Below are 7,406 nucleotides of genomic sequence, written 5' to 3' on the forward strand. Positions count from 1 at the left end.
AGCCTATTCCAAAATCAGTTTTTACAGGTCGAGCATGTTTGCGTCCTGGCTGGTCGTCTTCCTGATCCTTCTGCTGATCCCGATATCGGGTGTAAGCCTGGACGATCTCGGGTTGAAATGGTCCGCACCATGGAATTCAACTCTTTCCGGCTGGATCATTTACCCCGGGATAGCACTCTATATTTTTCACCTTCTGCAGAACCTTTACTACATCCGAATATTCAGGTCTCAATCAGAAAAAAGTAAGAAACTCGCCGGGGGCATTGCTGAGGATTTTAAATTCTTCCTGCCCATCACTGCGAAGGAGAAGCAGGTCTGGAATTACCTATCCCTATCTGCTGGAATTACGGAAGAAATCATCTACCGGGGGTACATATTTTTTGCGCTTGCTGTGATCTTCCCTTCCCTCCACCTGGTATACATCTTACTCATTTCCACGCTGATCTTTGGTGTAGGCCATCTTTACCTGGGTAAAGAAGTACTGAAATCCACGTTCCTGGGTTTGCTTTTCGGTATTTATTATATCGTCTTTGATTCCCTTTATCCGGTAATGCTGATCCATACCGTACAGGACCTGGTAGTCCGGGATATCCTTCAGGAAGAGGAAACGGACGGGAGCCTTTGACCGGGGGATAGCAGGCATCACACGGTTACACAGTACGACCCTGAAATGCCTATCTTTAATCTATGTATTACGCACGTACCCAGATCAGCTATATAGCCCTAATGATGACCCTGACCGCAGGGGCCTTTTTTACCTGGGTGTACCTCTCGGCCCTGGCGGAGCCTCCCTCCTACGACTCGGGTCCCAACTTCCTGATGACCATGCTGATGGTGATCATCGTGGTCTACCTCTTTTCCTTCGTATCACTCAGCATCGTGATAGACGCGCACTATTTCCGGATCAGCATGGGATTCGGCCTGTTCAGGAAGAAATTTCTCCTACGCGAGATCACCTCGGTGCACATCGTAGTAAATCCCTGGTATTACGGACAGGGGATCCGAAAATGGTTCTGGCCCAGGATGTGGCTTTACTCAGTCCGTGGATCTAAGGCGGTAGAAATCGGTCTGAAAAATGGTAAAACATACAGGATTGGCACAACAGAACCTCATATGGTAAGGCAAAGAATTTTGCAATCCCTGCCATAAAGTGCCTGCATACAAAGTGTTGGGATCATCCTTGGCTAATATCTTATCTTCTCTGACTTCAGATACCGGAATAATTTCACTATCTTAAGGAAGGTTTCCAGGGCCGGGTAAGGGCTTATTTTAAAGACACACCAACGGGTGAACATATGGTCGGGCCGGGTGTACCTGAAATGCAATACGTAATGAATTCAGTCATGAACAGCAGGGATTGGGATACTCTTTCACAGGCTGTGAACTCCCTCACTGAAGAAGGGTTCCGCGAAGACTTCAGAGCGGGTGAGACCGGAATCATCGGATCCTTATTCGGGGGCAGTTACCAGCCGGAGGACCTAAGGATCGTGGAATTCTTCCGGTTTGAAGGGATGACCGATCCTCAGGATGAAACGGTGGTATTCGCCATCGAGGCTAAGGACGGAAACAGGGGAACCCTGGTGATGTCCTATAGCGCCCAACACGATCAGAATACCGAACTGATCAAGCGTATCCCACGAGCAGAACAGCAGACAAAAAAGTAAGGTCTATCAACCCAGATGTGGACTATTTTCAGGAAGGGAGTGCAAGGTGCAATGCACCCGAGTCTGTGCCGGCGTCATGAGAGCTTAAAACATTTATGCCATTCACCTCAAACGTCATATAAATAGTATGAACAGGTTACATTTCAGCATCGACATAGAAGCAGAAAAAAGTACCATCTGGAAAGCGCTCTGGGATCTGGCCTCCTACCGTGACTGGGCCGGTGTCTTCTTTGAAGGTTCCTACGCGGTCACCGATGGATGGAAAGAAGGCAGTACCGTATTATTCCTCAATCCGGATCAGAATGGTATTTACAGCGAGGTAGAGACCCACGTCCCTGACAAGATCATGAAATTCAGGCATATCGGGAATGTGGTGGACGGAAAGCCACAGCCCCTCGATGAGGAGACCCGGCTATGGAGTGGGTCTACCGAACAATACACCCTTGTCGAAGGAGAAGGGCAGTACACCCTCAAGGTGGATATCGACATTATGGATGAGCATCTGGACTTTATGAAAAGTACATTTCCAAAGGCTCTGGATAAAATAAAGAAGAAATGCACCTGAGTCAGTTTATTTATTTTGGCGTCAGCATACTGTGAGAAGAAATTCATCAGGGCGGACCGTATCGACAACCTTAAATCAAACAGGAAAGAATCGGCACAGGATTAAACTCAGACCTATGGCCAAAGAATCATCCCGGGTAACTCTTCATATGGTATGCAGCCTCGACGGCTTTATTGCCAAAGAGGACCGCGATGTATCTTGGATGAATCCACAACATCACTACCCGGAGGGAATTGAATTATCGGAAGACTATATTGCCGGCTTCCTCCAGTCCATTGACTGTTACGTCATGGGATCCAGAACCTACGAACACGCCATTGAACTCGGATGGCCTTATCGGGACAAGCCTGTGTACGTATTCACGAAAAGAAAACTGAATACCGACAAAGAATCTGTTGTATTTCTCAACGGACCATTGGAAGAAGCAACACATTCCATTAAAAAAACACACGAGAATATTTGGATGGTAGGGGGTTCTGCCCTGACCAGCGAATTTTTGAGACTGAATCTGGTAAACCATATTGTGATCACTATTGCTCCGGTCATTCTTGGAGAGGGTATCCCCTTCTTCGACAGCGTCGGGCGTGAAATATCCCTGGAACTGGCAGATCATATGGTCTTTAAAAATGGGATGGTGGAACTGAATTATCGGGTAACCCCCTAAAGATCTTGAAAAAACCGGTACAGGAAGTGAACAGACATACTGTGGCAAAACAAGACCGTTAAACCTCTTTGTCATGAAGAACAATCACATCGATTACATCGAATTTCAGGCGGCCGACCTGGAAGGTATCAAAGCCTTTTACAACAAGCTCTTTGGATGGACCTTTACCGACTACGGCCCGGACTATGTTTCCTTCACGGGAAGCGGCGTGGACGGAGGGTTTCGCAGGACGGATGATCCGGTTGTCAACGGGGTACTGGTGGTCCTGTACCACGCAGATCTCGAAGGACTGAAGATGGAGATCATTGAAGCCGGCGGGACCCTGGTAAAGGACATTTTTTCTTTCCCGGGAGGAAGGCGATTCCACTTCCTGGATCCGGGGGGGAATGAGCTCGCAGTATGGTCGGAGCAGTAAGTGTTGCACTCCCTCAATCAGTCAATAACAATTAAAGATTCCTGAGATGAAATCATTTACATTAATCGTGGCATCCCTCCTACTCTGTCTGTCCTGTAATCAAGAAAAACCGGGTATGCATGCCTTCCAGCCTGAAAATATGATGGTCAGGATGGCAGAGATCGAGGTAGCACCGGAATACCTCGAAGAATACCTTTCTATCCTGAAGGAGGAGGCCAAGACCTCCGTGGAAGTGGAACCCGGAGTGATCGTTATTTACCCTATGTATCAAAAATCGCATCCCAATCAGATTCGGTTGCTGGAGATCTATGCAGACAAAGATGCCTACGAAGCCCACCTGCAAACCCCGCATTTTAAACACTACAAGTCGGCCACCCTGCCCATGGTCCGATCCCTTGAACTGGTAGAGATGGAAGCCATAGACCCTGATGCTATGCCTACAATCTTTAGAAAATTAAAGTGATTGAGAATCTGAAAACGTAGATCCGCTGACTATGTCTGCTTTGACTCTTGCTTTTTTCGCTTTATTTTAAACGAAAAAATCAAGACTTCCGAACATGAAAGAAAAACTCCGCCTCCTGATCGACGACAACTCCACCCGTCAGGGAAAGATCTTTGACTACAGCATACAGTTCCTTATCATCGCCTCCCTGATCGCTTTTGCCATAGAGACCCTGCCCGGCAACGACCCTGCGGTGCTGGAAATGCTCTATTCCTTTGAGGTCTTCTGTGTGATCATTTTTACAGCTGAATATCTCCTCCGCATCTTCATCGCTCAACATCCATGGAGGTATATTTTCAGTTTTTACGGGATCATCGACCTGTTTGCCATCCTGCCTTTCTATCTGACCCGGGCATTCGATCTGAGGGCACTTCGGGCTTTCCGCATCTTCAGGATCTTCCGGGCTTTGAAACTCATCCGGTACAACAGGGCCATGCAGCGAATTCATATTGCCGCGGGAATCGTAAAAGAGGAGATCGTCCTCTTCCTGATCATCACGGGCATCTTTACTTACCTTACCTCCTGCGGGATCTATTTCTTTGAATACGAGGCCCAGCCCGAGGTGTTCTCCTCCATCTTCCACAGCCTTTGGTGGGCCATCGTAACTCTGACCACTGTGGGATACGGGGATGTATATCCCATCACCCTGGGGGGCAAGATCTTTACCTTTTTTGTGCTCATTATAGGGGTGGGAGTGGTTACCGTCCCGGCCGGACTGGTCTCTTCTGCCGTCTCCAAGGCCCGGCAGATCCAGGAAGACCAGGTAAGTGCTGACCTGGCCTCCCAACAATAAAAGAGGTTTTTACTGACATGATCCCAAAAAACACATACAGATCAGCTATTATTTTTTACTTTATGTATAATATTTTTTACTTTATGTAATATTTATTGTACATTTGATGTAACCAAAATGGTTTTATCATGAAAAATTATCTCTTTCCCAACCGGTTTAAGGCCCTTTCAGGATGGATCTTTTACCTCGCCCTGATCGCAGGTTCTTATCTCTGGTTCACAGACCAGTTTGACGATCTACTGGTGGTTCCCGTACCGGATTTTTTCTCCACCGGAGATTTTTTAAGTTCGGAAGGTTTCTGGATAGAGAACGGGATCCTGGACGAGTTGCTCACCATCGTAATTATTGTTTCGGGCATTGTCCACAGCTTCAGCCGGGAAAAGATAGAGGACGAGCTTATCGCCAAACTCCGCCTCGATTCCCTGATCTGGTCTCTCTATGTCAACTACGCCATCATGATCCTTGCGACCTTGCTGATCTTTGGCCTTGCGTACTTTCACGTCCTGGTCTTTAACCTGTTTACGATCATCCTCTTCTTTAATCTGAGGTTGCGATTTGCCCTGCGTAAACACTACACCTCCTGAGCATGAAAAACACCATCAAAATACACAGGGTCACCCATGACATGACACAGGAGGATCTCGCCATCAGACTCCAGGTATCCCGGCAGACAATCAACGCCATAGAGAACAACAAGTATTTTCCCTCCCTCGAACTTGGGCTTAAACTGGGTAAGATCTTTAATTGCAGTGTGGAGGAGCTCTTTAGCCTGGAAGACTGACAGGAAAATCAGGAGTAGGACCTTGGTAGCGAGTCAAATCTACCAAAGGTCGCTACCCACAAAAAACACGGACAGTAACTATTTGTATATCGCACCATTTACTGAATTGTTGATCTTCCAGGATGGAGATCGACTCCTGAGGGACTGTGATCATTCCGAAACTGGATTTTCCGGGAATTCGGTAAGCCTGATTGACAGAGCTTTCAGCATTTTTATTCCATTTGTCCGGTAAAAATAGTGCTTGCCCCGCATACGGGTGTGATCCACCTATTTTTGTTATATTTGAGACTATTTCGGCCTTAAGCAGATCTGTGCTTTAAACCATTTTGTTAATAAACCGAATTCCTTATGACCAACGACGACTTTTCAACCGTGCATGGCAGCAAAAAGAAAGACCTGGAAACTGCCTCCAAGATCGAGCTGATCAAAAATCTGATTTTCGGGGAGAACATCCAGGCCTATGAATCCGAATTCGAACTCCTCAAGAAGGACATCCTCAGCAAGAAAAAACAGCTGGAAGAACTGATTGAAGCCGTAAGGACCGACCTCAGGATGTCTATAGACGATGTCTCAACAGACATCAATATCCGGATCACCGAACTGGAAGACAAACTGGAATCCCGCTTTGAAGACCTGGAGAAAGGCCAGCTTCAAAAAGAGGAGTTAGGTGATCTCCTGATCGAACTGGGCGAAAAGATCCGCAAGAAATAATTTCAATCCATGGTCACAAAGATGGATGAACAAGCTAAACTGGAGATCCTCAAGGATATCCTGTTCCCCGACGACAGGGGTGCGGTACAGGATATTGCCAAAAGGATCACGCTGGTGGAGCACATCATCAATGACCAGAAGCAACTGGCTGAAAAAGTAGACCCCCTGGTCGATCAGAAGATCAGTGCGTTTACCAAAAGTATTCCGGACACCCTGGGTCCCACCATTACAGCCACCCTGAAGAAAGAGATCAAGAACCACAAAGACGAGGTGGTGGATGCCCTCTATCCCGTCCTGGGTAAGATGGTCAAAAAGTACGTGGCCCAGGAGATCAAGATGCTCTCTGAGAAAATAGATAACCAGCTAGGGTTCCTCAAGAGGTTTAAGAGGAAAATGCGTTCCTGGTTCGGGGGCCCGACAGAGGAACAGCAGCTCATGAAAGAGCTTTCCTCAGCAACCATCGAACAGGTGCTGCTCATTGAAAGGGATACCGGGATCCTGAAGGCGAGCTATTCCGTAACCGATTCCATAGACGAGGAAATGATCTCCGGGATGCTTACGGCCATTAAAGGTTTTGTGGAAGATGCCTTCCACAAGAAGAACCAGAACCTCGAACTCATACAGTACGAACTCTACAATATCCACCTCCAAAGTTTTGTGACCCATTACGTGGCCGTCGTGATCTCCGGAGACTATCATCTCACTTCCAAGAACAAGTTACAGGACATCATCTTCAATTTCTACTACAACTTTATGGCTATGAACCTCGACCTGGTCTTTCATTCCAAGGATGATAAAAAACAGGGGAAAGAGGTGCGAAGCATAGACAAGGACTTGTTAATCAAGGAACTGGAAGCGAGTTTCGGCAATGCAAAAATCTAAAAAGGTTGTCATCCTAGGGCATTTTGGGGTCGGTAAAACCTCCCTGATCCGCAGGTTTGTCTCCAATCAGTTCTCCGACCAGTACAAGGTGACTATAGGGGTGCATATCAGCAAAAAAGTAGTTGAACTCTCAGATGAAGACTCCGTTTCCCTCATCCTTTGGGACCTCGAAGGGACAGACAAACTGGAACAGATACGCGAGGCCTATTTGCTGGGGACCCATGGAGTGATCTTTGTGTTCGATATAAACAGGCCCTCCACATTCCAGAACCTCAAGGAAGACCTGGAGATCGTAAAAAGTAAAGTACATGATCGCCCCACGGTGGTCATAGGGAACAAAAAGGACCTCGTGCCTGAGGAGGAAGTTAGTTCATTACTGGAGGAACACGACATTCCGTATGATTACCTGACCAGTGCCAAAACGGGGGA

At 47.2% G+C, this 7,406-nt stretch carries 13 protein-coding genes; all 13 read left to right on the forward strand.

What is annotated here, in order from left to right; all coding sequences use genetic code 11:
- Positions 1 to 625 (forward strand): CPBP family intramembrane glutamic endopeptidase (locus tag ABYP73_RS09685; protein WP_372974180.1); only part of this gene is annotated, 625 nt, incomplete at its 5' end.
- Positions 626 to 687: 62 nt separating this feature from the next.
- Positions 688 to 1,149, forward strand: coding sequence for a hypothetical protein (locus tag ABYP73_RS09690; RefSeq protein WP_372974181.1), 462 nt, complete (start codon positions 688 to 690; stop codon positions 1,147 to 1,149).
- 182 nt (positions 1,150 to 1,331) lie between these two features.
- Positions 1,332 to 1,664 (forward strand): phosphoribosylpyrophosphate synthetase, encoded by a 333-nt coding sequence (locus ABYP73_RS09695; RefSeq protein ID WP_372974182.1) that lies wholly within the window; start codon positions 1,332 to 1,334, stop codon positions 1,662 to 1,664.
- A gap of 127 nt (positions 1,665 to 1,791) precedes the next feature.
- Entirely contained in the window at positions 1,792 to 2,229 is a 438-nt protein-coding gene (locus ABYP73_RS09700; protein ID WP_372945884.1) for a hypothetical protein, read from the forward strand.
- A 115-nt stretch (positions 2,230 to 2,344) separates the two neighbouring features.
- On the forward strand, positions 2,345 to 2,893 hold the full coding sequence (locus ABYP73_RS09705; RefSeq protein ID WP_372974183.1) for a dihydrofolate reductase family protein: 549 nt from the start codon (positions 2,345 to 2,347) through the stop codon (positions 2,891 to 2,893).
- A 73-nt stretch (positions 2,894 to 2,966) separates the two neighbouring features.
- Complete coding sequence (locus ABYP73_RS09710) at positions 2,967 to 3,308, forward strand: VOC family protein (protein WP_372974184.1); 342 nt, start codon at positions 2,967 to 2,969, stop codon at positions 3,306 to 3,308.
- A gap of 46 nt (positions 3,309 to 3,354) precedes the next feature.
- Entirely contained in the window at positions 3,355 to 3,771 is a 417-nt protein-coding gene (locus ABYP73_RS09715) for a putative quinol monooxygenase (RefSeq protein ID WP_372974185.1), read from the forward strand.
- A 94-nt stretch (positions 3,772 to 3,865) separates the two neighbouring features.
- Positions 3,866 to 4,603 (forward strand): ion transporter, encoded by a 738-nt coding sequence (locus tag ABYP73_RS09720; RefSeq protein ID WP_372945880.1) that lies wholly within the window; start codon positions 3,866 to 3,868, stop codon positions 4,601 to 4,603.
- A 128-nt stretch (positions 4,604 to 4,731) separates the two neighbouring features.
- On the forward strand, positions 4,732 to 5,187 hold the full coding sequence (locus ABYP73_RS09725) for a hypothetical protein (RefSeq protein ID WP_372974186.1): 456 nt from the start codon (positions 4,732 to 4,734) through the stop codon (positions 5,185 to 5,187).
- On the forward strand, positions 5,184 to 5,384 hold the full coding sequence (locus ABYP73_RS09730; RefSeq protein WP_372974190.1) for a helix-turn-helix transcriptional regulator: 201 nt from the start codon (positions 5,184 to 5,186) through the stop codon (positions 5,382 to 5,384). Before ABYP73_RS09725 ends, ABYP73_RS09730 begins: the two co-directional genes overlap by 4 nt.
- Before the next feature lie 348 nt (positions 5,385 to 5,732).
- Entirely contained in the window at positions 5,733 to 6,095 is a 363-nt protein-coding gene (locus ABYP73_RS09735) for a fructose 1,6-bisphosphatase (RefSeq protein WP_372974187.1), read from the forward strand.
- Positions 6,096 to 6,104: 9 nt separating this feature from the next.
- Complete coding sequence (locus tag ABYP73_RS09740) at positions 6,105 to 6,977, forward strand: cell envelope biogenesis protein OmpA (protein ID WP_372974188.1); 873 nt, start codon at positions 6,105 to 6,107, stop codon at positions 6,975 to 6,977.
- The coding region (locus ABYP73_RS09745; RefSeq protein ID WP_372974189.1) for a Rab family GTPase at positions 6,964 to 7,406 on the forward strand (443 nt) is incomplete at its 3' end. The genes ABYP73_RS09740 and ABYP73_RS09745, both read left to right, overlap by 14 nt.

Origin of the sequence: Muriicola sp. (assembly GCF_041567615.1) — a bacterium.
Lineage (GTDB): Bacteria > Bacteroidota > Bacteroidia > Flavobacteriales > Flavobacteriaceae > Muriicola.